Below are 22,735 nucleotides of genomic sequence, written 5' to 3' on the forward strand. Positions count from 1 at the left end.
TCACTCAGAATCAGGCAAAGGAGAGGTCGTTAATGAAAGGATATAATACAGAAAACGGTTATATGGGATATGTAGATGGAAGTTATCAGTTATTTGCGTGTGAAGCAGATTACATTGAATGGATGGAAGAATAACAGGAGGAGAAAAGAGTATGAAAGCAGAGCAGAAGATTCTGGGATGTCTGATCGGTGGGGCAGCAGGAGATGCGCTGGGATATGCGGTTGAATTCTGGGGAGAAAAGCAGATATCTAATGTATATGGAGAGGCCGGCATCAGAGAATATAGTCTGATAGACGGAGAAGCAAAGATATCCGATGATACGCAGATGACACTTTTTACTGCAGCGGGAATTCTGCTTGCCGATCATCCGGAAGATTATACATCGTTTATATGCGGACAGTATCAGGCATGTAGAGAATGGCTGATGACGCAGGAAAGAGGCAATATAAAACCAAAGACCTGGCTGTATGAGATTCCGGAAATGCATGCGAGGCGTGCGCCGGGAATTACCTGTCTGAACGCACTTAAAGGGAAAGAGATGGGAGGCATCTATGAACCGGTGAACAACAGTAAAGGATGCGGCGGTGTCATGAGAGTTGCACCGATTGGCTTATTCTATACAACAGAGAGACTTTCGATAGAAGAGATAGACAGTATGGGAGCAGGAGCGGCAGCGATTACCCATGGGCATCCGCTGGGATTTTTGCCAGCTGCGGGGCTGGTTCACATCATTCAGAGAATCTGTCATAACCCGGATATGTCCCTGCTGGAGGCAGTGGAAGATATGATTGATGTCGTTCCGGGGTTATATCCGGACTTTGAAGGCTTTAACCAGGTGTTCGAAACGCTGATGCGAAGAGCGGTTCATCTGTCAAAAACAGAGATGTCTGATCTGGATGCCATTCATGAGCTGGGAGAAGGATGGGTTGGAGAAGAGGCATTGGCGATCGCGGTTTATTGCGCATTAAAGCATGAGCAGGATTTTGATGCGGCAATATGTGCCTCGGTGAATCATAAGGGAGACAGTGATTCGACGGGAGCGATTACCGGAAATATTCTTGGCGCATATCTCGGATATGACGGGATACCGGAAAAATATATACAGGATCTGGAAATGCGTGAAGTCATTGAACGGATGGCTGCTGAATTGTCAGAAAAAGCACCGGAATAGAAAATTCTACTTTGAAGGGGTGTTGTGTGGCGGAAATAGTGCGTATGCTGTACCTGTGAGAGAGGAGGCTGTGTTATGGATCTTATGAAGATTGGAAAATATATCGCATCAAAAAGAAAGTCTCTTGGATTAACGCAGGCACAATTAGCAGAAAAACTGGGAATGAGCGATAAGTCGGTTTCGAAATGGGAGCGAGGAGTTTCCCAAAGTTAAAGATACCACATCAATCCCACGCGGACTTTTGCTCAACCGATACAGCCGGAGGGCTGGATAACAAGAAAAGGCGGTATGCGCCCCGTGGAGGGGTAGCGTACCGCCTTTTCTTGTGGGGGTTTCCAAAGGGGGCAACGCCCCCATTTGGCACACGACTTTGCGAAGCAAAGTGTAGTGTGTTATACGCTCTGCCGGCGTTGCCGTGAAAATGCCGTTGCCGCCGGGGAGGGCAAGGGCATTTGAAGCGGCAGGAAAACAGGGCTGTGCTTGCGTGGCGTGGAGCCGCAAGCGCAGGTCTGGACTCATCAGCAGACAGGGCGTATATGAAAGCCCCAGTTCCTCGTCCTACGCTCCAACTTGTGGACAAAGTGTCCCGAAGTTGTGGCCACACTCCCGGAAAAGTAGCAGGACAACGGGCAACCGTCAAGGCTGAAATGAACGGGTTTACACCCGGCCTTGACCTCCGCCCGCTGTCCCGCTGGATGGGTGGACAAGGCGGCCAATCCCTCAAAGTGCTTGGCCGCTCTCTTTCTGATTTTGAGGTATTCAGTTTTTCAAAATTGAATAATCAAAATAAATTTTTTCGATTGAAAAAATTTTATTTGTTATCATCTTCAATGCCATATTTTTTCTTTTGCCGAATCACATAATTACTGATTTTTTCATCATATAGTGGATACTGGTAATCCAACTGGCATGCCACTTCTGACGAAACCTCCCGGAACAATGCCATACATTGTTCAAAGGATTCCCACATATGGGGATAGGAATCCATATTATAAGTGGACATAAGTCGTTCCCACAATTCCTCTGGGACATATTGCTTCATAAATTTATAGTTTTTTCCCAAACTGAAATGAAATCCCTGTTTGATACCAATCAGCCAGGAAATCATGCGAAGCAATTCTTTTCGTACTATATCATTCATATGGTCAATAGCAAAAAGAATTTCTTTGCGGCATAAGCCCTTTACTACATATGTTGTAGTATTCCAAAATTCATTACAGCAATCGTCAAACATTCTTTGAGTAGGCTTCTGCAAGTGGTAGTCTATATCCGTTGGTATTGGCGGCTTTACGATACGGTTGTCTTTATCCAACAGTAACTTTACCAGTTTATCCCATGTAAAATACTCGTCTATCAGTTCCAGCGGCAGCAAAGTTAAATCTATCTTAACATCATCAGTAAACAGCATTAAATATGAAAATCCCTTTTCTACAGCTGGAAATAATTCCATATCTTCCGGCTTTTGCAGAATCAACCTTTCACCAAATATATCTAGCCATTTATCATCACTTGTGAAGCTGTCCATATCCGTAACAAAAAAAGTAATATCAAAATCCTGAAAATCATCAGGCGGAATATTTGTATTTGTTCTAGATCCTTCCAAAGTAACCATGCGAATGCGTTTGTCTGTTTTTGCAAAATTCAAAACAATATCATAAACTTCCTTTTCTGATCTCATTTTTATCTCCTCCAATTATTGAAATAGGTGTGAAGCCATTTTAGGGCTTTCCCGCCTTGATTACCCTTTAGCAAAGACGGGCGGGACTGTCAACGGCGGCGCATGAAATGCGCCGTTCATCTTGACCGTTGACTGGCTCGGCTGGCTTTGCTATCTTCCTGACAAATGGGAATGTCTAAGATAGTAAAGACGTCCCACATGCAACTCTTTCTTTTATTGCGGAAACCGTATCTTTAATTGTGAATGTAGTTGTGTCTATGACATTTGATTCATATACTCCCAAACCGGAAAATTGCTCCCACATTGTTTCCACTAATTCAATATTTGTTTTTCTATCTAATTTTGAGCGTTCCACAGCTCGCTTCATAGTTTCTTTTTTACTCGCTCTTAATACAATATAGTGTACCTCGTAATCTTCTTGGGCAAGAGCTTTCCATGGCTCCAAAAACCATGGCCCGACAATCCCATCTACAATTACATCATATCCGCCACGAGCATATCGCTTTGCAGCTTCTAAAAAGGCTTCAATGACAACCAGATTTTGCTCGTTGGATTCTGGCAAATGTGGTGGTATTGCGCCTTTGCTTAAGTAATGAAAAAAGTCATCGGTGTGCATATGCACTGATTTATCCATATCTGATTCCTTTGCGACAATTGACGCAGTTGTTGTTTTTCCTGTCCCCGGTGAGCCTGTAATCACAATAATTCTTCCTTGATTCATCTGTATTTTCCCTCACAATTCAAATTTATCACTTTGTTCCTGCCTGCTCAATCATCTTCTTCGCAAACTGCTGGAACATTTCAACAGTTTCTTTATCCATCGGTGTAAGCTGTCCGATCTGTCCAGCTATCATCGCCGTTACATCGTCAATGGAAAGTGGTTTTTGTTTCTGTTCCGCCAGTGCGTCCCGCATGGCTTGGAACATAGCGGCGGTCACAGCTTCTCCCGGCTGTTCCCCGTTGTCAATGTCTTTCTTAATGTCCCGCAGGATAGCCAGGAACACATTTTTGATTTTTTCAATCTCCGCTTCATGTTCCCCTATCTTTTGGGCGTTCAAAAGCTGTAAATCCTGCTTCGCTTCTGCCCGGTGTTCCGGGTGTTCTTTCATCAGGTCGGACAGGGAAGCCGTTGCCATCTCGATAAGCTGGTTTCTTGCTGTTATGCCCTTTGCCGCCGTATCCTGAAAATAAATCCGTATCAAATCTATCAGCTTAGGAAAATTCCTGTGTTCCAACAGGCGGTTGAGGATTTGCACATCAACAGCACCCGTCACAAGCCCCCTCACGGCTCCCTCGGACAAGCCTAATTCAGAAATATCGTAGCTTTTACGAACGCTCACGGTAGACAAGCCCAGTATGTAGTCTGTCGATACCTTAAATTCCTTTGCCACACCTATGAGAATATCACTGCTGACCGTTCTTGTTTCGCCGCTGACAATGCGGCTCAACTGGGAAGCGGAAACGCCTATCTTCTCCGCAAGTTCCTTTTGTGTGATGTGGTTCCCGTTGCATAAATCGGAAATCCGCTGTCCGGGCGTTCCGGGTAAAGCCATAGATACGCACCTCCTCCGCATACTTCCATTATACAGAATGATTGCAAAAATGCAATTTCCAAAGTGTAAACTTCATCAAAATGCAATTCTCGCAATATTCCGGGAATTGCATTTTTTTCGTGTAGACTTAGGGTAGTTCATCGATGGACGGCACCTTGAAAACAGAATGACCGTCCGAAAAGGAATACCCCGGCTGGGGAAGCACCGCAAGGAGTCGGACTTCGGGACAAAATGTCCCGAAGTTGCGAGGAGCGTGCCAACGCCGGAACACGCCGCAGGAATGGGGCAGGAAACCTTTTCGGGGAGAACGGCAACGGAAAGCAAAATGGAGGGAACGCATGAGAGATAACCCCTATAAAGACTTGCCGCCGCTGGAACGCAGGCCGGACGGTTCCCTTTACCGCATGACCCCGGCGCAGAGAAAACAGGCGGCCAGCCTGATACGCCGGGAGTGCTGTTGCTGTGAGGACGGCAACTGCATTGTCCTTGACGATGGGGACACCTGCACCTGTCCGCAGACGATTTCTTTCTCGGTCTGCTGTAAGTGGTTCCGCTGGGCGGTCTTGCCGCTGGACGGGACGCTGGAAGCGGAGATTTTCCGGGATAAGGACTTGAAACGCTGTGAGGTCTGCGGCGGTGTGTTCGTCCCCAAATCCAACCGGGCAAAATACTGCCCCGGCTGTGCCGCCAGAGTTCACAGGCGGCAGAAAACAGAAAGTGAACGGAAAAGGAGGTCTGCTGTGGACAGTTAGGAGCGAAAAAAGCCTTGATTTATCAGGCTTCGCAAGCCCCAAACCGGGGCTGGTGGTATAAAGTATCGCCCGCCCCGGAAAACGGGCTTCTAACCGTCCACAAAACGCACTATGACAAATACCATCTATATCCATCAGCCGGAAAAGGCGTTCAGCTTCACCCGGCTCCCGAATTTCCTCTTTGAAGCCCCCACATTCAAGCCCTTGTCCAACGAGGCAAAGGTTCTGTACGCCTTTATCCTGCGCCGGACAGAGTTATCCCGCAAGAATGGGTGGGCGGATGATTGCGGACGGATTTATCTGTACTATCCCATCTGCGAGGTGGTTGACCTGCTCCACTGTGGGCGGCAGAAAGCGGTAAACACCCTGCGGGAACTGCAATACGCCGGGCTGGTGGAGATCCAGAAGCAGGGCTGTGGAAAACCCAACCGCATTTTCCCAAAATCCTATGAAGCGGTTCCAAACACCGACTTCAAGAAATCCGGTTCTGGTACGCCGGAGGGCTGAAAACCGTACTTATGAAGTGAGGAAATCACTCCCCGGAAGTACGAAAACCGGACGGTATATAGAAATACAAAGATTAAAAAGATTTATTTATATTCTATCCATTCCAATCCTATCCGAGCTAATTTCTGCGGGATTTTCCCTGTGGAAAACCCCGGATAGGAAAGGAATGGGGAAAGGAGCAGAATGGCACAACACGCAATTTTGCGGTTTGAGAAGCACAAGGGCAACCCGGCAAGGCCGCTGGAAGCCCATCACGAAAGACAGAAAGAACAATACGCCAGCAACCCCGACATTGACACAAGCCGGAGCAAGTACAACTTTCATATCGTCAAGCCAGAGGGCAGGTACTATCATTTCATTCAAAACCGCATTGAACAGGCCGGGTGCCGAACCCGCAAGGACAGCACACGGTTTGTCGATACGCTGGTAACTGCCAGCCCGGAGTTTTTCAAGGGGAAATCCCCAAAGGAGATACAGGCGTTTTTCCAGAGGGCGGCGGACTTCCTCATTGGCCGGGTAGGACGGGAAAATATCGTGTCGGCGGTGGTACACATGGACGAGAAAACGCCCCACCTGCATTTGACCTTTGTTCCGCTGACAAAGGACAACCGCCTGTGTGCAAAGGAGATTATCGGCAACCGGGCAAACCTGACGAAGTGGCAGGACGATTTTCACGCCTATATGGTGGAGAAATATCCTGACTTGGAGCGTGGGGAGAGCGCCAGCAGGACAGGCCGGAAGCATATCCCCACCCGGCTTTTCAAACAGGCGGTTTCCCTCTCCCGGCAGGCAAGAGCCATTGAAGCCACACTGGACGGCATTAACCCGCTGAACGCCGGAAAGAAAAAAGAGGAAGCCCTCTCCATGCTGAAAAAGTGGTTCCCGCAGATGGAGAATTTCTCCGGGCAGTTGAAAAAGTACAAGGTCACAATCAATGACCTGCTGGCGGAGAATGAGAAGTTGGAAGCAAGGGCAAAGGCCAGCGAAAAAGGAAAGATGAAAGATACGATGGAACGGGCAAAGCTGAAAAGCGAACTGGACAATTTACAGCGGCTGGTTGACCGTATCCCGCCGGATATACTGGCGGAACTGAAACGTCAGCAGCGGCACACGGTAAAGGAAAGGTGATAGATATAAGCAGAAATTTTCGCCGCCTCTGTGCGGCATTGTACCTTGAAAACTGAATATGGAGGACACTGGATGGCAAAAAGTGAAAGCGATATTTTTACACCCCGAACAGGGCAGGTTATACAAGCAGAGAACGGCACGCAGTATTTTGTATGTGGGAACAACCGTATAAAAATCTCCGAACACTTCGCCGCAGGCGGGAAGCCCCTCGGTGATCTGATTGTAGATGTGGTGCGGCATACCGCAGAAAAAGCCGCTTCAACCTGATAGCCCATCATTGATAACACGCCCACGCTTATGATATAATTGCCATAGAGCAAAAGTATTGTAAGCGTGGGTTGTTTCTTTAGAAGGAGGATTTTTACGGTGAAACAACCTTACAATACTACGATTTACAACACGGCGCTTTATATGAGATTGAGCCGGGACGATGAACTGCAAGGAGAAAGCGGGAGTATTCAGACACAACGCATGATGCTCCGGCAATATGCCGCCGAGCATGGCCTGAATGTCATAGATGAATATATCGACGATGGATGGTCTGGAACGAACTTTGACAGGCCGGATTTTCAGAGAATGATTGATGACATTGAGGACGGGAAAATCAACTGCGTTGTTACGAAGGATTTATCCCGCTTAGGCAGAAACTACATTCTGACCGGCCAGTACACGGAAATCTACTTTCCCAGCAAAGGCGTCCGCTATATCGCTGTCAATGACAATGTGGACACCATCAACGGAGAGAATGAGCTTGCCCCATTCCTCAACATTCTGAATGAAATGCACGCCCGCCAGACCAGCAAAAAGGTAAAGGCGGCCATGCGGACACGGTTCGCAAATGGCGCACACTATGGAGCCTATGCTCCGCTTGGCTATGTCAAAGACCCAGATAAGAAAGGCCATCTTCTGATTGACCCGGAAACAAGGTGGATTATCGAAAAGATTTTTGACCTTGCCGTTCATGGCCGGGGAGCCGCCAGCATTACACGGATTTTGGTCGAAGAAAAAGTACCTACTCCCGGCTGGCTGAATTTCCAGAGATACGGCACTTTCGCAAATATCTATGCCGGAGCGCCGGAGGAAAAAGCCTATGCGTGGACGATAGCGCAGGTGAAAAGTATTCTGAAAGAGGAAACCTATATCGGACACAGCGTCCACAATAAGCAGACCAACATTTCATTCAAAAACAAGAAGAAAGTACGCAAGCCAAAAGAGGAATGGTATCGTGTGGAGAACACCCACGAAGCGATTATTTCCGAAGATGTGTTCCGTCAAGTACAGGAGCAGATTTGCAACAGGCGCAGACGGCAGAAGAACGGCACAACACAGATATTTTCCGGGCTGGTAAAATGTGCGGACTGCGGCTGGTCGCTGGCCTATGGTATGAACAGCCAGAACAAAAATCCCTATGCCCACTACCATTGTAGCAAGTACGGGCAAGGATTGCACCAGTGTTCCATGCACTATATCCGCTATGATGTGCTTTACGCCTATGTCCTTTCCCGTCTGCAATACTGGTCTGTGCTGGCACAGCAGGATGGGGACAAACTTCTGAAACGGCTACTTAACGCCAGCGACAAGGAACGCAATACTGCAAGGAAGCGGCAGACAGCCGAACTGAAAAAGGCGGAAAAGCGCAAAGCAGAAGTAGACACCCTGTTTGCAAAAATGTATGAGGACTGGTCTGCCGGACGCATTACAGAATACAATTTCAATATGCTGTCCGAAAAGTATCAGGGCGAACAGCGAGAATTGGACGTAAAAATTGAACGGCTTCACGAAGCGATGGAGACCGCCGCCCAGACAGCGGTTGACGCTGAAAAGTGGATAGGTCTGATGAAACAGTATGTCAATCCCACAGAATTGACGGCTGAACTTCTGAATACGCTGATTGAAAAAATCCTTGTCCATGAAGCGGTCAAAAGTGAGGACGGAAGCCGGGAACAGGAAGTGGAAATCTTCTACCGCTTTATCGGCAAAATCGAATGACACATCTTGAGATACCCAACAATATCTTTAACTAAGGGAAACGGGGATATGTCTGCCGGATGTTTCGGTGTATATAGAACTATGTGATATTCTCGGAATTTCATTAAATGAGTTCATTGCAGGGGAAGATCTGACGCAGGAAAATGTGATAAGGCAGTCGGAAGAAAACCTGATCCAGATCAGTGCAGATGGAAACGTCAGGAGAAAAAAGCTACAGAGGGTTATTGTGATACTCCTCTGTGTCGTCGTATTTGGAAGTGGTGCATTGTTTTGCGTTTCATATATGAATGGATACTTTAGAAACAATTATATTGCTCCGATAGCGAAAGACAGCACGGAGATGAAAACAGCAGAAGTACTGTCCGGAGTAGATGGTGCATATATGTATCGTTATACGACGGATGGGTCTTACAAGAGTATGACAATGTCCCTTTGTGTGTACGAGAACGGAAGGATTGTCAGTAAGGAAGAAATCCTTAGCACTTCTATAGAAAGCGAAGCACAGCAGGAGGGAATGATAGCGATTGTTCCTGAATTTGATCAGTTTAAAGTAAAGGTAGTTGTTGCAGACGGAGAAGCAAAATATGCTACAAAATTCCGGATATTGGAAGGTGTAAATGAAAGAGAATATTATGGAAGATCTGCTTCAGAGATAGAAAGAAATATTAATATTTCTAAAAACACGAATCAAGGACTTGTTGTGCTGATTTATGATAATGATGAATTACATGTAACTCCTGTTGAGGACATTGAGAATGAGATGGCAGGTACGGAAAATGACTATATGTACTACCTGTCTGTCACATTTAATAGCGACAAAATGTAAACTTCAAAAAGTGAGAGGTTGACAATAGAACAAAGGCATGTTAAATTATTGTCGTGCTAAAATTATTACATAATCAGGAGGAGTAATTATGAGTTCTGTTGAAGCAACCAGAAATAAAACTTACGACATGGTATATATTGCAATCTTTGCGGTGCTTATGGCGATATGTTCATGGATATCCATTCCGATGGCGGTACCATTTACCTTGCAGACATTTGGCGTGTTTATGGCTGTTGGTATACTGGGTGGAAAAAGAGGAACATTTGCGGTATTGATCTATATTATTCTCGGAGCAATCGGAGTGCCTGTTTTCGCCGGATTCAGTGGTGGAATCGGAGTTCTGTTAAGTTCAACCGGAGGATATATCATAGGATTTCTGTTTTCTGCACTGGTTATGTGGGGAATGGAAACATTATGGGGCAAAAAACCGGTAGTTCAGATTCTTTCTATGATTGTCGGGCTGATCGTGTGTTATGCACTGGGAACCATATGGTTCATGATCATATATGCCAGAGATACAGGTGCAGTGGGACTTGGAACCGTTCTTGGATGGTGTGTGATTCCGTTTATCATCCCGGATCTGGTAAAGATTGCACTGGCATATGTTCTTTCCCGGAGGCTTCGGAACTATGTGCCTTTCCAATAATAGTGGAAATAATAATAGAAACAATGATGTGTCGGAAGTCCCGATTCGTCCACATCATGGAATGTGCCTTGCATATTTCATAGGGAAAGGATACAGTGAAGGATTCTCAGCACATATGGAGCATATGCTGCATGTGTTCCAGAACAATATTCCGGTAAGGCTTGTAATACATACGGATGAAATCTGTTCCGCCTGTCCGAATAATGACAACAATCTTTGCAGTTCATCAGATAAGGTTTCTTTATATGATAAGGAAGTGCTGGAACAATGTGGTCTCTCCGAGGGAATGAAAATGGATTTCCTTGAATTTGCAGGAATTATTCAGAAGAAAATCATAGATTCCGGAATGCGGGAACAGATCTGTGGCGACTGTCAATGGAATAAAATATGCAGTGAACATCAAAGTCGCTGGGAAGCATTAGAAATACGATAACGAGTCAAGAGTGAATGCGCGCTCTCTTACCAGACCGGTAGGAGGGCGCATTTTGTATCAGCGACGAGCCAAAGTCCAAGCTTGCTTGAGACCTTGGCGACCGCTTACAATCTCAGAACGTGCCCTTGGGCACTTCTGATGATTTCGAAAGTCAGAGAAAAGTTGCTGCAAAAGATGCTACAATTATGAAATAAGCGTTGGAAAAAGAGAGAACAAGTGGCATACTATATGCATAGAATATCTGATATGAGAAGAGAGAAGAGTATGAAACCAAAATCAAAGAAAAGTCTTGAATTATATGATATTATGGTTCGGCGTGGATATCCGGAGGAATTCTGTGATCTGATCACTCGGAATCTGAATACGGATTTTACCGCGAATCGCATGATCGGTTACCTGTCACATTATAAAAAGCTTCCTATGGAAGAGATTGTGGATGAAATGCTTGCGATATTGAGCGACAGAAATATGATCATGCAGAAAAAAGAAATGGAAAGTACGAACCAGGCATGGAATGAGTTCCTGATGCATGGATTTGAGGAAGAATAAAGAAGATGAAGATCTATGTAGATGCCGATGCGTGCCCGGTGGTACGTATCGTAGAGAGAATGGCGAAAAAATATGATATTCCATGTGTACTTCTGTGCGACACAAACCATATCATGGCCTCTGATTACAGCGAGGTGATCACGGTTGGTGCCGGGGCAGATGCAGTTGACTTTCGGCTGATCGCGCTCCTTGCCGGAGGAGATATCTGTGTGACGCAGGATTATGGGGTGGCGGCGATGGCACTGGGCAATGGATCTGCCTCTGTAATGTAGTAACTGAATTCTATTTACAGTATAAGTAGCGGCAGATTCTGCGTTCCGCGCCCTGGTACAGTCCCATGCCTTCGTATTGCTTCTGAAATCCACAACGTTCCAGTACTTTCATGGAAGCAAAGTTATCTGCAAGACAGATGCCTTTGATTTCAGTGATGTTAAGCTGCTTCATAATGACAGGAAGGAAGGCAGTCACAGCTTCGGTAGCATAGCCCTGCCTGGTATAAGCCGCACCAATGTGGTAGCCGATCTCCCAGGAATCGTCATCAGTCGGCACAGCCTGGATATATCCGATGTTGGTAGCGTCCTGTAGAAGAATTGGGTAGACAAGAGGTCCTTCTCCGGAAGTGTAGCAGCTTATCAGGAAAGCAATGGTCTGAGCTGCCTCTTCAACGGTTTCAAATACTTCATCCGGGACGAAGCGTCGGTTGTCTTCATCGAGAGAATTCAGATGTACACTTCTGGCCATATCCGGATGAAATTCTGTGATAAGCAATCTTTTTGTTTCTATATTCATTTTTTTCGTTCTCCTTTTCTGTTTGGGATAATATTTCACAAATGCAAATAAGAATACGGGTTTTCTGTGATATGATAATAGTATCATATATGTATCAATGATGTTAATAGAAAGAAGAGAAACAAACAACATATGAAGAATTATATAGAGAAAGATATAGAGAAAGATATAGAATATACAATGATTCGTTCTGACAGAAAGACGATTGGACTAGAGGTAAAACCGGACGGGCAGGTGATTGTCCGGGCTCCGAGGAGGCTTTCAGAATCAGAGATCAGAGGATTTGTGCAGAAACACAGAGCATGGATACTAAAACATCAGAAGATGGTGAATGAGAGAGTAGAAAAACGGCGCGAGATCAGAAAGTTGACCAAACAGGAGATTCAGAAGCTGGCAGATCAGGCGGTGGAAGTAATTCCGAAAAGAGTTGCTTATTATGCGCCGAAGGTTGGTGTTACATACGGAAGGATCACAATCCGAAACCAGAAGACCAGATGGGGAAGCTGCAGCAGCAAGGGGAATCTGAATTTTAACTGTCTGCTGATGCTGACGCCTCCGGAAGTGTTAGACAGTGTGGTGGTGCATGAACTGTGCCACAGGAAAGAGATGAATCATTCGAAACAATTTTACGAAGAAGTGCTGCGCGTATATCCGGATTACTGGAAATGGAACCGATGGCTTAAGGAGAACGGAAGTTTCCTGCTTGCTCATTTGTAGGAGTAAGACAGATATTTTCCCGAAAAAGAAGTGTTCAAAGAGAGGAAATGCACACATGAATGAAGAAAAATGGGACAGGCTTTTACAGATAAAGACGATGGGAAGAGATGATTCACATGCGGACCAGTACCGATATCCATATGAACCGACGCCTTATCCGGTCTTGGAACGTCTGGCAAATACCGGATATATCCGAAAAGGAGATACGCTTCTGGATTATGGCTGCGGAAAAGGGCGCGTAGATCTTTTCCTGGCTTATCAGACCAGATGCAGCTCCATTGGAATTGAATATGATGAACGAATCTGGGAAAAAGCAGTTGCTAATCAACGATCCGGAGTATCGGGGAGAAGAGTTGCGTTTGAGCTCGCAAATGCAGAGAACTATGCGGTTCCGGAAACTGTGAATCGAATCTACTTTTTCAATCCATTTTCCCCGGAGATACTGCAGAAGGTAATTCGGCGGATCCTGGAATCGTATTACACAGCACCAAGGGAGATTCAGCTGTTTTTTTATTATCCGTCGGAGGAGTATATTTCCTGTCTTATGACGGTGGATGAATTCCTGTTTTCAGATGAGATTGACTGCAGGGATCTGTTTCCGGGAAATGAGGACAGGGAACGGATTCTGATATTTGAATTGCAGGGAGAAGAGTAAAGGAGCAGTTGGTCAGAGTAAGCAGAGGTTAAATTAGAGCAAGCGGGGTTTTGATCAGAGCAAGTGAAGCTTTGATTAGAGTAAGAAAAGCTTTGATTATCGTAAATTACCATCGAAAATTTCCAAAGGGAATTTATACATGCAAATAATTGAGGTAAAATCCATCATAAAACAAGATATCAAGTTTTTGATTGCAAATTTCAGCGCGATTTACCATCAGAAAATAAAATATCGAATTTGTGATTGAAAATATTTTTTAAAAATACCATCAGAAAATTACATATTGAGTTTATGTAGGAAAATCCAGAGAAAATATACCATCAAGAAGAATATAATCGAGTTTATGCAGGAAAAGCCAGAGAAAATATACCATCAAGAAATAAAAGAACACTTGCACGATGGACAGAAGAATTGCTGAAAGTGGAAAAGAGAAGGACTGAACTGGAAAAAAGATATATGAGGTGATATCACATGAAAATATTCTATGAAAAAGAAGCAGGAACGGCACTGTATCAGTGGAAATATCAGACCCCGGAGCACATGGATGACATGATCATGTGCAGCGACGGGGAGTATCTGACTGGGTTGTGGTTTGAAAGGTCAGAGGATGTTGACACATATGTGATAAACTGCGAGGAAAAGGAACTTCCGGTATTCCTGGAGACAGAGCAATGGCTGGATCAGTATTTTTCCGGCAAGGATCCGGAGAATGTTCCGCCGATCCGGATCCATAATATCACACCATTCCGGCAGGAGGTCATAGAGATCATGAACACTATTCCGTATGGGCAGACCATGACCTATGGGGACATCTCCAGAATAATTGCAAAACACAGAGGATTAAAACGAATGTCCGCACAGGCCGTTGGTGGTGCCGTGGGCTGGAATCCCATCTGCATCATCATTCCCTGCCACCGTGTGATCGGCACCGATGGAAGCCTGACCGGTTACGGTGGAGGGATTCAGAATAAGATTGCGCTTCTGGCCCATGAGGGGAGCTATGTACAGAGAACAATTCAATAACAGCGATGCCATTTTGAATTGACACAGACTATGCTCGCAGATATAATAAAAAAAGATTGTATAAGCCTGTAATCTGGTCAGGCGTTTCTACCAACTACCTTGAATAGTTGTCTATGATCTTGGGATTATCGCAACTGTCCGGGGTATTTTTTTGTTCTGAGGGTAGTTGTTTCCCGGTTTGCAGCATATTTTCTGCAAAGATATACATGATAGAAAGTGAAAGGAAAGGGTGTCAGTATGAAGAAATATGATGTCATAATTGTCGGAGCCGGTCCGGGAGGAATATTCGCAGCTTATGAGCTGATGCAAAAAAAACAGGAGCTTTCAGTCGCTGTGTTTGAGGCGGGACATGGTCTGTCCGGAAGAAAATGTCCCATTGACGGAGAGAAGGTGAAAAGCTGTATTCACTGTAAAACCTGCTCTATTATGAGCGGATTCGGGGGTGCGGGAGCATTTTCTGATGGAAAATATAATATTACCAATGATTTTGGCGGAACCCTGTACAGACATATCGGTAAGAAAAACGCGATTGAACTGATGGAGTATGTGGATAAGATCAATCTGCAGTACGGAGGAGAAGGAACGAAGCTGTATTCGACCGCCGGCTCCGGATTCAAGAAGATCTGCATGCAGAATGGGCTGCACCTTCTGGAGGCCTCTGTGCGCCATCTGGGAACCGATATCAATTATGTGGTACTGGAGAATCTCTACGCAGCTCTGGAAAAACAGGTTGATTTTTACTTTGATACACCGGTGCAGACGTTGGAGAGTCTGGAAGACGGGCGATTTCGGATCTGTACGGAACAGGAGCAGTATGAAGGAGATTACTGCATTGTGTCGGCAGGAAGAAGCGGAAGCAAATGGATGGAGTCCGTGTGCCGGAGTCTGGAGATTCCAACACTGTCGAATCGGGTGGATATCGGAGTCCGTGTGGAGCTTCCGGCAGTGATTTTCTCCGATCTGACGGATGAACTCTATGAAAGTAAGATCGTCTATCGGACCAGACAGTTCGAGGACAATGTACGAACATTCTGTATGAATCCGAGAGGAGTCGTGGTAAATGAAAATACCAACGGTATCGTGACGGTGAACGGACACAGCTATGAAGGAGAAGATAAGAAGACGGACAATACGAACTTTGCACTGCTGGTTGCAAAGCATTTCTCCGAACCGTTTAAAGACAGCAACGGATACGGAGAAAGTATTGCGCGACTGTCCAATATGCTGGGAGGAGGCATCATCGTACAGCGGTTCGGAGATCTGGTACGAGGCAGAAGAAGTACGACATCCAGAATCGAGGAAGGACTGGTAACGCCGACACTGGATGCGACTCCGGGAGACTTGAGCCTGGTTCTTCCGAAACGGATCCTGGACGGTATTATAGAGATGATCTATGCGCTGGATAAGATCGCGCCCGGAACAGCCAATGATGATACGCTCCTGTATGGCGTAGAAGTGAAGTTCTACAACATGGAAGTATCGGTAGATGAGAACCTGGAAAGCAGGTATCCGGGACTTTATTTTATCGGCGACGGAAGTGGTGTGACACATTCCCTCTCTCATGCATCAGCCAGTGGTGTATATGTTGCAAGACATATTGCATGCAAAGAAGACGGAAGTCTGGTATAATGACATCATCTATACAACGATGCAGAAAGAGGGAAAATAAGATGGTACTATACGAAGGCCGTCCGGAGTCATCGGAAGGGCGTCAGGAGAAGGAAATGAAGGTATATGATCTTCTTGATTCGCTGGGAATTGCTTATCAGCGGACGGATCACAGAGCCGTAGCAACGATAGAGGATTGTCTGGAGGTTGACAGGATACTGGGAGTACGTATCTGTAAAAATCTGTTTTTGTGTAATCGACAGAGAACTGCATATTACCTTTTGCTGATTCCCGGAGATAAGATACTGAAGACAAAGGAATTGTCAAAACAGATTCCCACTTCCCGTTTATCGTTTGCTTCGGGAGAAGATATGGAACGCTGTCTGAATGTGTCACCGGGCTCGGCTACCGTTATGGGGCTTTTGTTTGATCCGGAACATAAGGTACAGCTCCTGATCGACGAAGAAGTATTGCAGGAAGAGTACTTTGGCTGTCATCCCTGCGTGAATACTTCCAGCATCCGGTTCCGGACGGAAGATATGCTTCAGAAAGTTCTGAAAGCATTGGATCATGACTATATCACCGTGACACTCAGTGACGGCAGGGAGGAAGGATAATGTTTGAAGGAAAGATTGTTGTTGTGACGGGTGGTGCCCGGGGAATCGGAAAGGCAATCGCAGAGGAATTCCGAAAAAGTGGTGCAGTTGTCTGTATCATAGATAAAGAAGAAAATGATTACTTTACCGGAGACATTGCTTCGAAGGAAATATTGGAAGCATTTGCAGAGAAGGTAATCCATGATTACGGACATGTGGATTATCTGATTCATAATGCACTTCCGATTATGCGGGGGATCGATACCTGTACTTATGAGGAGTTTGAATATGCCCTGCAGGTGGGTGTCACCGCGCCATTTTATCTGACGAAGCTGTTTGTGCCATATTTTGCAAAAGGAGCAGCGATCGTCAATATTTCCTCTTCGAGAGACCGGATGAGTCAGCCACAGACCGAGAGCTATACCGCGGCAAAAGGCGGGATTGCGGCGCTTACGCATGCACTTGCGGTAAGTCTGGCGGGCAGAGTGCGGGTGAATTCGATCTCACCGGGATGGATTGACACAGCCTATACAGAATATACAGGACCGGATGCCGTACAGCAGCCGGTGCACAGAGTCGGCAATCCAATGGATATTGCTAATATGGCGCTGTATTTGTGTTCCGAAAAGGCCGGATTTATCACCGGAGAAAATGTGTGTATAGACGGAGGCATGACGAGACAGATGATTTATCACGATGATCATGGATGGAGCCTGTCGGAATAGAATCACAAGAGGGATTAGAAAGGAGAGCACAAACATGAAACTGATTGTATATGGAACCAATGCCTGTCCGGATTGTGTGGAGGCGATTCAGAAACTGGATGAGAAAAAGGCAGACTATGTTTATCTGGAGTTTTCCAATAACATGCCGAATCTGAAGCGATTTCTCAAACTGCGGGATACGGAAGTAATCTTTGATGCGGTGAAAGAACAGGGGAAGGTTGGAGTTCCGTGCTTTAAGCTGGAGGATGGGACACTGACGCTGAATCTGGAAGAGGTTCTGGACAAGATCGGGTAGACCGGCAGAACAGGAGGCACATATGACTGCAGTATTTTTGACCAGCAGTCCGACGGGACCGCTGGATGGCAGCAGGCCGGTGGAAGGTCTGGATGAAATGAACGGGTTTGTAGTGAACCTGAAGAAGTATTGGAAAGAAAAGTCCAGATGTCTGATGATCACAGCTTCTCCGGAGTGTTATCCGGAGAATGATGAGATGACGTCATTCTTTGCCGGAGCAGTAGAAAGATCAGGACTTACGATCAGTTGTTTTGATCTGTGGGATGAAAGAACGACAGATTTTTCAGAGGCAGTACTTCATTCTTATGATGTGATTTTCCTTGGTGGAGGCCATGTGCCGACGCAGAATGCATTCTTCTGCCGGATCGGTCTGCGGGAAAAGATACAGAATTTTGATGGGATTATTATCGGAATCAGCGCGGGCACGATGAATAGTGCGGACGTTGTGTATGCGCAGCCCGAACTTCCCGGGGAATCGGAAGATCCGGAGTATCAGCGCTGCCTGCGGGGACTTGATCTTACGAAAACCATGATCCTGCCACATTATCAGATGGTAAAGGACAGTATGCTGGATGGTAAAAGACTGTATGAAGATATTACATATCCGGACAGCATGGGCAGAGAGTTTCTGATCCTTCCGGATGGAAGCTATCTGATGTGCATTGATGGAAAGGAAACTGTCTGTGGAGAAGCATGGCTGCTGAAAGATGGAATGCTCAGTTTGTATAAGCAGGAAAGACAGAAGATGTTATAGAAAAAATTTTAAAGAGGTGTAAAGTTCTTAATCATTTAATAAGGCTTTACACCTCCGGTTATATCAAAGTATGAAGTACATCCTGTCAGTGGCAGGGGATACTTCCTATTCTTCTAAAGCTTTTTCGATGCGTTCATTATCCTTTTCAAGATATTCGATTGCTTTTTCGATATCACCACGTCTCAGCGATTCGATAATCAGATCGTTTAAAAACTTATCTTTTCGTAACCCATCTTTATATTGCATATCTGTTGGCATATATTCCATCATCCTTTCGTCCTCCCTTTGCATAGATTACTATCTATTATTATAGGAGGAATTTATTAAGGTGTAAAGTCTTATTAAATAATCAAGGAACAAGAAAAAGGAATCGGATATTAATATGTACAAAAAACGGTAACGAAATAAAGGGTGCTTTTTCGGGATAAAGGAGTATAATAAAGACAACTAATAAGACGAAAAGGTTTCTTCGGAGGTAAAAAAATGAATCTGATATTCGATGTGGATGATACGATGTATGACTTGATGTGGCCGTTTCAGAAAGCTTTTGAGAAGGTTCTGGCAGATAAAACGGATGTGAGCTGTGAAGTTCTTTTTTGCAGGTCAAGAGTGTTTTCGGACATTGTGCTGGAAAAGGAAAAGGAAGGAGAGATTCGTTCGGAGGATGCTTTTTATCAGAGAATGAAGATGACCTGCGAGGATGTGGGATGTGCGATTACCAGGGAAGAAAGTGCGGAGTTTGAGCGGGAATACCGATATTATCAGACCAGGATCGAGCTGTTTGACTTTATGAAGGAGATTCTGGAGGTCTGCAGGGAAAAGAAGATTCCAATTGCACTTCTGACAAATGGGAACCGGAAAAATCAGGGAAGAAAATTGAAGGTTCTTCATCTGGAACAGTGGTTTGAAGAAGACAGAATGTTTATATCCGGAGAGATCGGGCACCATAAGCCGGATGTCCGTGCATTTCTGAAGATTCAGGAACAGCTGGAACTTCAGGCCGAGGAGACATGGTATATCGGGGATTCCTATGAGAATGATGTGGTAGGAGCATATAAAGCCGGATGGCATACGATCTGGCTCAATCACAGGAATCGAGAATGTCCGGATATGAGCAGCCTGGCAGATATAGAATTAAAAAGTGGTTCAGAATTGTTAAAACTGATTCAAAGCTGGACTTCGGAACAGGAAATCTAACGGAGACAGTTATCAGATCAATGAATCATAAAAGGAGCTAAAAGAGTATGAAAAGAAAGAAGATCGAATTGTGGAAAAAAGGAGAATACAGGTATCCTTTTGCGGGTGATTTTCTTCCGAATATGGAGGCGTATCTGCATGAAGATGAAGAGATTCGACCGGCGATGATTGTAGTTCCTGGTGGCGGATATTCGATTGTAAGCCCGACAGAAGGAGAAATTGTAGCAAAAAGGTTTTACGAAGCAGGGTATCAGGCGTTTGTATTGACTTATTCGACGAACACATTTCAGCTTGAGCCGCTTAGGACACTGCCGCTTCGTGATATCTCCAGAGCGGTTCGTCATGTCCGTAAATATGCAGCGGAAATGAATCTGCAAAAAGATCAGATCGTTTGTTGTGGATTCTCGGCAGGGGCACATCTGGTGGGAAGCCTTGCGGTTCATTATGAGGACATGTTGTTAGAAGGAGAACCGGATTCGGATGTTTCCAATCGCCCGGATGCAACACTTCTGTGCTATCCGGTGATTACCAGTGGAAGTAAAGCCCATCTTGGCAGTTTTGACCGCCTGTTCGGAACGGATGCTTCTGAAGAGGAATTGATCTGGGCGAGTCTGGAGAAGCAGGTGAAGCCAGATACACCACCAGCATTTCTGTGGCAGACCATGACGGACGAGACAGTTCCTGTGGAAAACAGTATTTTGTATGCAAAAGCTTGCAGTGATGCGGGAATTCCATGTGAATTACATCTTTTTATGGAAGGAAGACATGGGATGAGCCTTGCAGATGAAGACTGGGCAGCCATTCGTCTTGGAAAAGACAGCATTTATACCATGATGCAGCAGTGGCAGACGTTGAAGACGCTCAATACGCAGGCTCCGGACCGTGTTCCGGAGATGTATCATAGCGCAGCGAAAGCTGAGACGCTCAGAGAGTTTTCATCAGAGTGGACTAAGGCATCCAAGGATGGCTGGACGCAGGAAAAACAGCATGCAGACGCGTCTGCCATGCAGTGGCCGGATCTTGCGCTTGCATGGCTGGATAAGATCCTGGCATAGCTAAGACCGGTACTTATGAATTACTTGTGACTTTTTAGTTCGCCAAGCTCCTTCTTCAAAGCAAGAAGGAGCTTCCTTTGTTCTTCCAGAGTGTTTTGCAGTTTGAGGATCGTTTGGTTTTGAGAGTCAATGGTTTGGCTTTGCGTATCGATGGTGTCCGGTTCATCAATACACAGAAAAGTAAGCCATGATTCAAGTTAGAAGCATGTGTATTTATAAATATAGTATAGTATAATAAATAAAAAGATGTATGTCAATTGTAAAGTGATACAAAATTTTGAATGTATAGACGTCTGCGGTTGTCCGCATCTGAAAGAATATGATAATATGATGCCAGAGTAAATGTTCAGAAGGATCGGAGAGGTACAGTATGTATCATCAGGAATTATACAGGTGTTTTTTGTTTCGTGAGATGAGTCGGGAAAAGATAGATTCGATTCTCGGGCTGTTAAAGGGCCGGATAAAAAGCTACCAGAAAAATGAAATCGTGATATCGGAGGAAAGTGAAGTACGGGATGTAGGGGTCCTGTTATCCGGAGAAATGTGTAAAGTGCGGTATTTTTCGGATGGAACGGAGCAGATGGTTCAGAAGCTTCAGAAGTCCTATATGGTGGGGCTTGAGATTGCCGTGAGTATGAAGAAGACGAGCCCATACAGTATGTACGCATCGCAGCCTTCGGAAGTATTCTGGTTTCCGGTCAGGTGTCTGGAAGAACCGGGAATTCTCGAAGAGACAGACAGGATTCATCTGTACCGGAGAATTGTGTATTTTCTGGCCAATGAGGATATCCGGAAATATCGTAAGATTGAAATCCTCTCTTCCGGAAGTGTTCGGGAGAAGATTGAAAAATATCTGCGTATCCAGAAAATTCGATATCAGAGCAATGAGTTTGATATTGATTTTAACAGAGAGGAGCTTGCAAATTATCTGGGATTGAATCGTAGCGTGTTGTCTCATGAATTGAAGAATATGGAAAAGGACGGTCTTCTGACCGTCCGGAAAAATCACTTTATCTTACATCATATGTAAGACGTAAACAGTAAATTGAAATGACTAATTTTCCAAAACAAACTTTAAATTAATGAATGGAACAGAATAAAGGAATGTTTTCAAAAAGTATGCATGTCGTAGTTCGTGATGGATATATGAAACCTGGTGGTTTTCAGGGGTAACCTGTACCCGTGGTTTGTACTTCAACGGCAGAGATATTGCCGTCGCAGAGTCCTGTAGCAATGATTCCATCACAGTTTTTGCGATTTGGCATCCTGATGGTATATTTTTGATAGCTTTTCATGTATATACTTGATTTTGTTTTTTCTGATGGTAAATATTATTAAGCTTATCCATCACAAATTTCACATTTGTGATCTTGATGGAAAATGACTTTGAAATTTACCATCACAGATTTGCTGTTTGATATCTTGATGGATTTCCGTTCAATTTTTTGCATGTAAAAATTGCTTTTGATGATATTGGATGGTAACCGGCGATGATCGGCTGTAAATTGATGCCTTCATAACAATTCTTCCTCGCAATTCTTTATCACAATTCTTCATAACAACTCTTCCTCACAATTCGCCCTGTTCTAACAAGATGAAAGCACTCCTGTAACAATGATTCCATCACAGCTTTGCGATTTGATATCCTGATGGTATATTTTCGATAGCTATTCATGTATATACTTGATTTTGTTTTTTCTGATGGTAAATTTTATTAAGCTTATCCATCACAAATTTAATATTTGATATCCTGATGGTAAATATTATTAAGCTTATCCATCACAAATTTAACATTTGCGATCTTGATGGAAAAGGACCTTGAAATTTACCATCACAGCTTTGCTGTTTGATATCTTGATGGATTTCCGTTCATTTTTTTGCATGTATAAATTGCTTTTGATGATATTAGATGGTAACCGGCGATGAACGGCTGTAAATTAGATGCCTTTATCACGATTCGCCCCTGCTTTTTATATGATTAAAGCACTCTTCCGCGATATCCAACCTTATGAAAAGTCGGTATAGCTGTCTGATCAGTTGCTCCATGACATGTTTCTATATGAAAAGGCGATTTATAGATATTAGTCAT

At 44.8% G+C, this 22,735-nt stretch carries 27 protein-coding genes, 2 pseudogenes and 1 riboswitch; of the genes and pseudogenes, 24 read left to right on the forward strand and 5 right to left on the reverse strand.

Annotated elements, in window-relative coordinates; all coding sequences use genetic code 11:
* The first annotated feature begins 151 nt into the window (after window positions 1-151).
* The 3 genes and pseudogenes from ABE547_RS12115 to ABE547_RS12125 all read left to right on the forward strand — a co-directional run bounded on the left by ABE547_RS12115 (window position 152) and on the right by ABE547_RS12125 (window position 2,034).
* The gene (locus tag ABE547_RS12115; protein WP_347379034.1) at window positions 152-1,171 is read left to right on the forward strand and encodes an ADP-ribosylglycohydrolase family protein; all 1,020 of its coding nucleotides are present in this window, start codon (window positions 152-154) and stop codon (window positions 1,169-1,171) included.
* A gap of 75 nt (window positions 1,172-1,246) precedes the next feature.
* Window positions 1,247-1,372: pseudogene (locus tag ABE547_RS12120) on the forward strand (helix-turn-helix domain-containing protein); the annotation flags it as partial.
* A gap of 251 nt (window positions 1,373-1,623) precedes the next feature.
* Window positions 1,624-2,034, forward strand: coding sequence for a hypothetical protein (locus ABE547_RS12125; protein WP_002334817.1), 411 nt, complete (start codon window positions 1,624-1,626; stop codon window positions 2,032-2,034).
* Here ABE547_RS12125 and ABE547_RS12130 read toward each other — a convergent pair.
* The 3 genes from ABE547_RS12130 to ABE547_RS12140 form a co-directional block, all read right to left on the reverse strand.
* The gene (locus ABE547_RS12130; protein WP_001255868.1) at window positions 1,983-2,849 is read right to left on the reverse strand and encodes an aminoglycoside 6-adenylyltransferase AadE; all 867 of its coding nucleotides are present in this window, start codon (window positions 2,847-2,849) and stop codon (window positions 1,983-1,985) included. The two genes, ABE547_RS12125 and ABE547_RS12130, sit on opposite strands and share 52 nt — an antisense overlap.
* Window positions 2,850-3,024: 175 nt before the next feature.
* Window positions 3,025-3,570, reverse strand: a complete 546-nt coding sequence (locus ABE547_RS12135; RefSeq protein WP_001071501.1) for an AAA family ATPase — start codon at window positions 3,568-3,570, stop codon at window positions 3,025-3,027.
* 28 nt (window positions 3,571-3,598) lie between these two features.
* Window positions 3,599-4,402: a helix-turn-helix transcriptional regulator gene (locus tag ABE547_RS12140; protein ID WP_002334816.1), complete on the reverse strand. Its 804-nt coding sequence runs from the start codon at window positions 4,400-4,402 to the stop codon at window positions 3,599-3,601.
* Between the two features lie 338 nt (window positions 4,403-4,740).
* Here ABE547_RS12140 and ABE547_RS12145 point away from each other — a divergent pair, with 338 nt between their 5' ends.
* The 10 genes and pseudogenes from ABE547_RS12145 to ABE547_RS12190 all read left to right on the forward strand — a co-directional run.
* A complete protein-coding gene (locus tag ABE547_RS12145; RefSeq protein WP_002588751.1) occupies window positions 4,741-5,154 on the forward strand; it encodes a cysteine-rich VLP domain-containing protein in 414 nt (137 codons plus the stop codon).
* Window positions 5,155-5,265: 111 nt separating this feature from the next.
* Complete coding sequence (locus ABE547_RS12150; protein WP_002588752.1) at window positions 5,266-5,661, forward strand: replication initiator protein A; 396 nt, start codon at window positions 5,266-5,268, stop codon at window positions 5,659-5,661.
* 183 nt (window positions 5,662-5,844) lie between these two features.
* Window positions 5,845-6,789 (forward strand): MobV family relaxase, encoded by a 945-nt coding sequence (gene mobV / locus ABE547_RS12155; RefSeq protein WP_002334814.1) that lies wholly within the window; start codon window positions 5,845-5,847, stop codon window positions 6,787-6,789.
* A 72-nt stretch (window positions 6,790-6,861) separates the two neighbouring features.
* Window positions 6,862-7,056 (forward strand): hypothetical protein, encoded by a 195-nt coding sequence (locus ABE547_RS12160; protein ID WP_002334813.1) that lies wholly within the window; start codon window positions 6,862-6,864, stop codon window positions 7,054-7,056.
* Between the two features lie 99 nt (window positions 7,057-7,155).
* A complete protein-coding gene (locus ABE547_RS12165) occupies window positions 7,156-8,778 on the forward strand; it encodes a recombinase family protein (protein WP_002334812.1) in 1,623 nt (540 codons plus the stop codon).
* A 67-nt stretch (window positions 8,779-8,845) separates the two neighbouring features.
* Window positions 8,846-9,604 (forward strand): transcriptional regulator, encoded by a 759-nt coding sequence (locus ABE547_RS12170; protein ID WP_347379035.1) that lies wholly within the window; start codon window positions 8,846-8,848, stop codon window positions 9,602-9,604.
* An 88-nt stretch (window positions 9,605-9,692) separates the two neighbouring features.
* Window positions 9,693-10,250 (forward strand): biotin transporter BioY, encoded by a 558-nt coding sequence (locus ABE547_RS12175; RefSeq protein WP_235250588.1) that lies wholly within the window; start codon window positions 9,693-9,695, stop codon window positions 10,248-10,250.
* Window positions 10,234-10,683 (forward strand): DUF1284 domain-containing protein, encoded by a 450-nt coding sequence (locus tag ABE547_RS12180; protein ID WP_347379036.1) that lies wholly within the window; start codon window positions 10,234-10,236, stop codon window positions 10,681-10,683. Before ABE547_RS12175 ends, ABE547_RS12180 begins: the two co-directional genes overlap by 17 nt.
* 264 nt (window positions 10,684-10,947) lie before the next feature.
* Window positions 10,948-11,232 (forward strand): hypothetical protein, encoded by a 285-nt coding sequence (locus ABE547_RS12185; RefSeq protein WP_347379037.1) that lies wholly within the window; start codon window positions 10,948-10,950, stop codon window positions 11,230-11,232.
* A gap of 5 nt (window positions 11,233-11,237) precedes the next feature.
* Window positions 11,238-11,498 (forward strand): annotated as a pseudogene (locus tag ABE547_RS12190) (DUF188 domain-containing protein); the annotation flags it as partial.
* A 16-nt stretch (window positions 11,499-11,514) separates the two neighbouring features.
* Here the strand turns inward: ABE547_RS12190 and ABE547_RS12195 are convergent.
* Window positions 11,515-12,021, reverse strand: coding sequence for a GNAT family N-acetyltransferase (locus ABE547_RS12195; protein WP_347379038.1), 507 nt, complete (start codon window positions 12,019-12,021; stop codon window positions 11,515-11,517).
* 132 nt (window positions 12,022-12,153) lie between these two features.
* On the opposite strand from ABE547_RS12195, the gene ABE547_RS12200 reads away from it, so the two are divergent.
* The 8 genes from ABE547_RS12200 (at window position 12,154) to ABE547_RS12235 (ending at window position 18,394) form a co-directional block, all read left to right on the forward strand.
* The gene (locus ABE547_RS12200; RefSeq protein WP_347379039.1) at window positions 12,154-12,738 is read left to right on the forward strand and encodes a SprT family zinc-dependent metalloprotease; all 585 of its coding nucleotides are present in this window, start codon (window positions 12,154-12,156) and stop codon (window positions 12,736-12,738) included.
* Between the two features lie 55 nt (window positions 12,739-12,793).
* The gene (locus ABE547_RS12205) at window positions 12,794-13,393 is read left to right on the forward strand and encodes a methyltransferase domain-containing protein (protein WP_347379040.1); all 600 of its coding nucleotides are present in this window, start codon (window positions 12,794-12,796) and stop codon (window positions 13,391-13,393) included.
* Between the two features lie 471 nt (window positions 13,394-13,864).
* Complete coding sequence (locus ABE547_RS12210; RefSeq protein WP_347379041.1) at window positions 13,865-14,416, forward strand: methylated-DNA--[protein]-cysteine S-methyltransferase; 552 nt, start codon at window positions 13,865-13,867, stop codon at window positions 14,414-14,416.
* Between the two features lie 36 nt (window positions 14,417-14,452).
* A riboswitch (purine riboswitch) is annotated at window positions 14,453-14,550 on the forward strand.
* Window positions 14,551-14,653: 103 nt separating this feature from the next.
* The gene (locus ABE547_RS12215; protein ID WP_347379042.1) at window positions 14,654-16,045 is read left to right on the forward strand and encodes an NAD(P)/FAD-dependent oxidoreductase; all 1,392 of its coding nucleotides are present in this window, start codon (window positions 14,654-14,656) and stop codon (window positions 16,043-16,045) included.
* A gap of 41 nt (window positions 16,046-16,086) precedes the next feature.
* Window positions 16,087-16,641 (forward strand): prolyl-tRNA synthetase associated domain-containing protein, encoded by a 555-nt coding sequence (locus ABE547_RS12220; protein WP_347379043.1) that lies wholly within the window; start codon window positions 16,087-16,089, stop codon window positions 16,639-16,641.
* Window positions 16,641-17,345, forward strand: a complete 705-nt coding sequence (locus tag ABE547_RS12225) for an SDR family oxidoreductase (protein WP_347379044.1) — start codon at window positions 16,641-16,643, stop codon at window positions 17,343-17,345. The genes ABE547_RS12220 and ABE547_RS12225 overlap by 1 nt, the downstream gene beginning before the upstream one ends.
* A 34-nt stretch (window positions 17,346-17,379) precedes the next feature.
* On the forward strand, window positions 17,380-17,640 hold the full coding sequence (locus tag ABE547_RS12230) for a glutaredoxin domain-containing protein (protein WP_347379045.1): 261 nt from the start codon (window positions 17,380-17,382) through the stop codon (window positions 17,638-17,640).
* A gap of 22 nt (window positions 17,641-17,662) precedes the next feature.
* Complete coding sequence (locus tag ABE547_RS12235; RefSeq protein WP_347379046.1) at window positions 17,663-18,394, forward strand: Type 1 glutamine amidotransferase-like domain-containing protein; 732 nt, start codon at window positions 17,663-17,665, stop codon at window positions 18,392-18,394.
* 105 nt (window positions 18,395-18,499) lie between these two features.
* On the opposite strand, the gene ABE547_RS12240 is transcribed toward ABE547_RS12235, so the two are convergent.
* Window positions 18,500-18,664: a hypothetical protein gene (locus ABE547_RS12240; RefSeq protein ID WP_347379047.1), complete on the reverse strand. Its 165-nt coding sequence runs from the start codon at window positions 18,662-18,664 to the stop codon at window positions 18,500-18,502.
* Window positions 18,665-18,877: 213 nt separating this feature from the next.
* Between ABE547_RS12240 and ABE547_RS12245 the strand changes: the two genes are divergently transcribed.
* The 3 genes from ABE547_RS12245 (at window position 18,878) to ABE547_RS12255 (ending at window position 21,676) form a co-directional block, all read left to right on the forward strand.
* A complete protein-coding gene (locus ABE547_RS12245; protein ID WP_347379048.1) occupies window positions 18,878-19,591 on the forward strand; it encodes an HAD family hydrolase in 714 nt (237 codons plus the stop codon).
* A gap of 47 nt (window positions 19,592-19,638) precedes the next feature.
* Window positions 19,639-20,646 (forward strand): alpha/beta hydrolase, encoded by a 1,008-nt coding sequence (locus tag ABE547_RS12250; protein ID WP_347379049.1) that lies wholly within the window; start codon window positions 19,639-19,641, stop codon window positions 20,644-20,646.
* A 370-nt stretch (window positions 20,647-21,016) separates the two neighbouring features.
* Window positions 21,017-21,676 (forward strand): Crp/Fnr family transcriptional regulator, encoded by a 660-nt coding sequence (locus tag ABE547_RS12255; RefSeq protein ID WP_347379050.1) that lies wholly within the window; start codon window positions 21,017-21,019, stop codon window positions 21,674-21,676.
* Window positions 21,677-22,735 lie beyond the last annotated feature (1,059 nt).

Source organism: Dorea sp. YH-dor226, assembly GCF_039832105.1.
GTDB lineage: Bacteria > Bacillota > Clostridia > Lachnospirales > Lachnospiraceae > Dorea_A.

Coding starts and splice junctions, on each gene's coding strand:
- ABE547_RS12115 (WP_347379034.1), top strand. CDS start 152: ATGAAAGCAGAGCAGAAGATTCTGGGATGTCTGATCGGTGGGGCAGCA.
- ABE547_RS12130 (WP_001255868.1), bottom strand. CDS start 2,849: ATGAGATCAGAAAAGGAAGTTTATGATATTGTTTTGAATTTTGCAAAA.
- ABE547_RS12135 (WP_001071501.1), bottom strand. CDS start 3,570: ATGAATCAAGGAAGAATTATTGTGATTACAGGCTCACCGGGGACAGGA.
- ABE547_RS12140 (WP_002334816.1), bottom strand. CDS start 4,402: ATGGCTTTACCCGGAACGCCCGGACAGCGGATTTCCGATTTATGCAAC.
- ABE547_RS12145 (WP_002588751.1), top strand. CDS start 4,741: ATGAGAGATAACCCCTATAAAGACTTGCCGCCGCTGGAACGCAGGCCG.
- ABE547_RS12150 (WP_002588752.1), top strand. CDS start 5,266: ATGACAAATACCATCTATATCCATCAGCCGGAAAAGGCGTTCAGCTTC.
- mobV (WP_002334814.1), top strand. CDS start 5,845: ATGGCACAACACGCAATTTTGCGGTTTGAGAAGCACAAGGGCAACCCG.
- ABE547_RS12160 (WP_002334813.1), top strand. CDS start 6,862: ATGGCAAAAAGTGAAAGCGATATTTTTACACCCCGAACAGGGCAGGTT.
- ABE547_RS12175 (WP_235250588.1), top strand. CDS start 9,693: ATGAGTTCTGTTGAAGCAACCAGAAATAAAACTTACGACATGGTATAT.
- ABE547_RS12180 (WP_347379036.1), top strand. CDS start 10,234: ATGTGCCTTTCCAATAATAGTGGAAATAATAATAGAAACAATGATGTG.
- ABE547_RS12185 (WP_347379037.1), top strand. CDS start 10,948: ATGAAACCAAAATCAAAGAAAAGTCTTGAATTATATGATATTATGGTT.
- ABE547_RS12195 (WP_347379038.1), bottom strand. CDS start 12,021: ATGAATATAGAAACAAAAAGATTGCTTATCACAGAATTTCATCCGGAT.
- ABE547_RS12200 (WP_347379039.1), top strand. CDS start 12,154: ATGAAGAATTATATAGAGAAAGATATAGAGAAAGATATAGAATATACA.
- ABE547_RS12205 (WP_347379040.1), top strand. CDS start 12,794: ATGAATGAAGAAAAATGGGACAGGCTTTTACAGATAAAGACGATGGGA.
- ABE547_RS12210 (WP_347379041.1), top strand. CDS start 13,865: ATGAAAATATTCTATGAAAAAGAAGCAGGAACGGCACTGTATCAGTGG.
- ABE547_RS12215 (WP_347379042.1), top strand. CDS start 14,654: ATGAAGAAATATGATGTCATAATTGTCGGAGCCGGTCCGGGAGGAATA.
- ABE547_RS12220 (WP_347379043.1), top strand. CDS start 16,087: ATGGTACTATACGAAGGCCGTCCGGAGTCATCGGAAGGGCGTCAGGAG.
- ABE547_RS12225 (WP_347379044.1), top strand. CDS start 16,641: ATGTTTGAAGGAAAGATTGTTGTTGTGACGGGTGGTGCCCGGGGAATC.
- ABE547_RS12230 (WP_347379045.1), top strand. CDS start 17,380: ATGAAACTGATTGTATATGGAACCAATGCCTGTCCGGATTGTGTGGAG.
- ABE547_RS12235 (WP_347379046.1), top strand. CDS start 17,663: ATGACTGCAGTATTTTTGACCAGCAGTCCGACGGGACCGCTGGATGGC.
- ABE547_RS12240 (WP_347379047.1), bottom strand. CDS start 18,664: ATGATGGAATATATGCCAACAGATATGCAATATAAAGATGGGTTACGA.
- ABE547_RS12245 (WP_347379048.1), top strand. CDS start 18,878: ATGAATCTGATATTCGATGTGGATGATACGATGTATGACTTGATGTGG.
- ABE547_RS12250 (WP_347379049.1), top strand. CDS start 19,639: ATGAAAAGAAAGAAGATCGAATTGTGGAAAAAAGGAGAATACAGGTAT.
- ABE547_RS12255 (WP_347379050.1), top strand. CDS start 21,017: ATGTATCATCAGGAATTATACAGGTGTTTTTTGTTTCGTGAGATGAGT.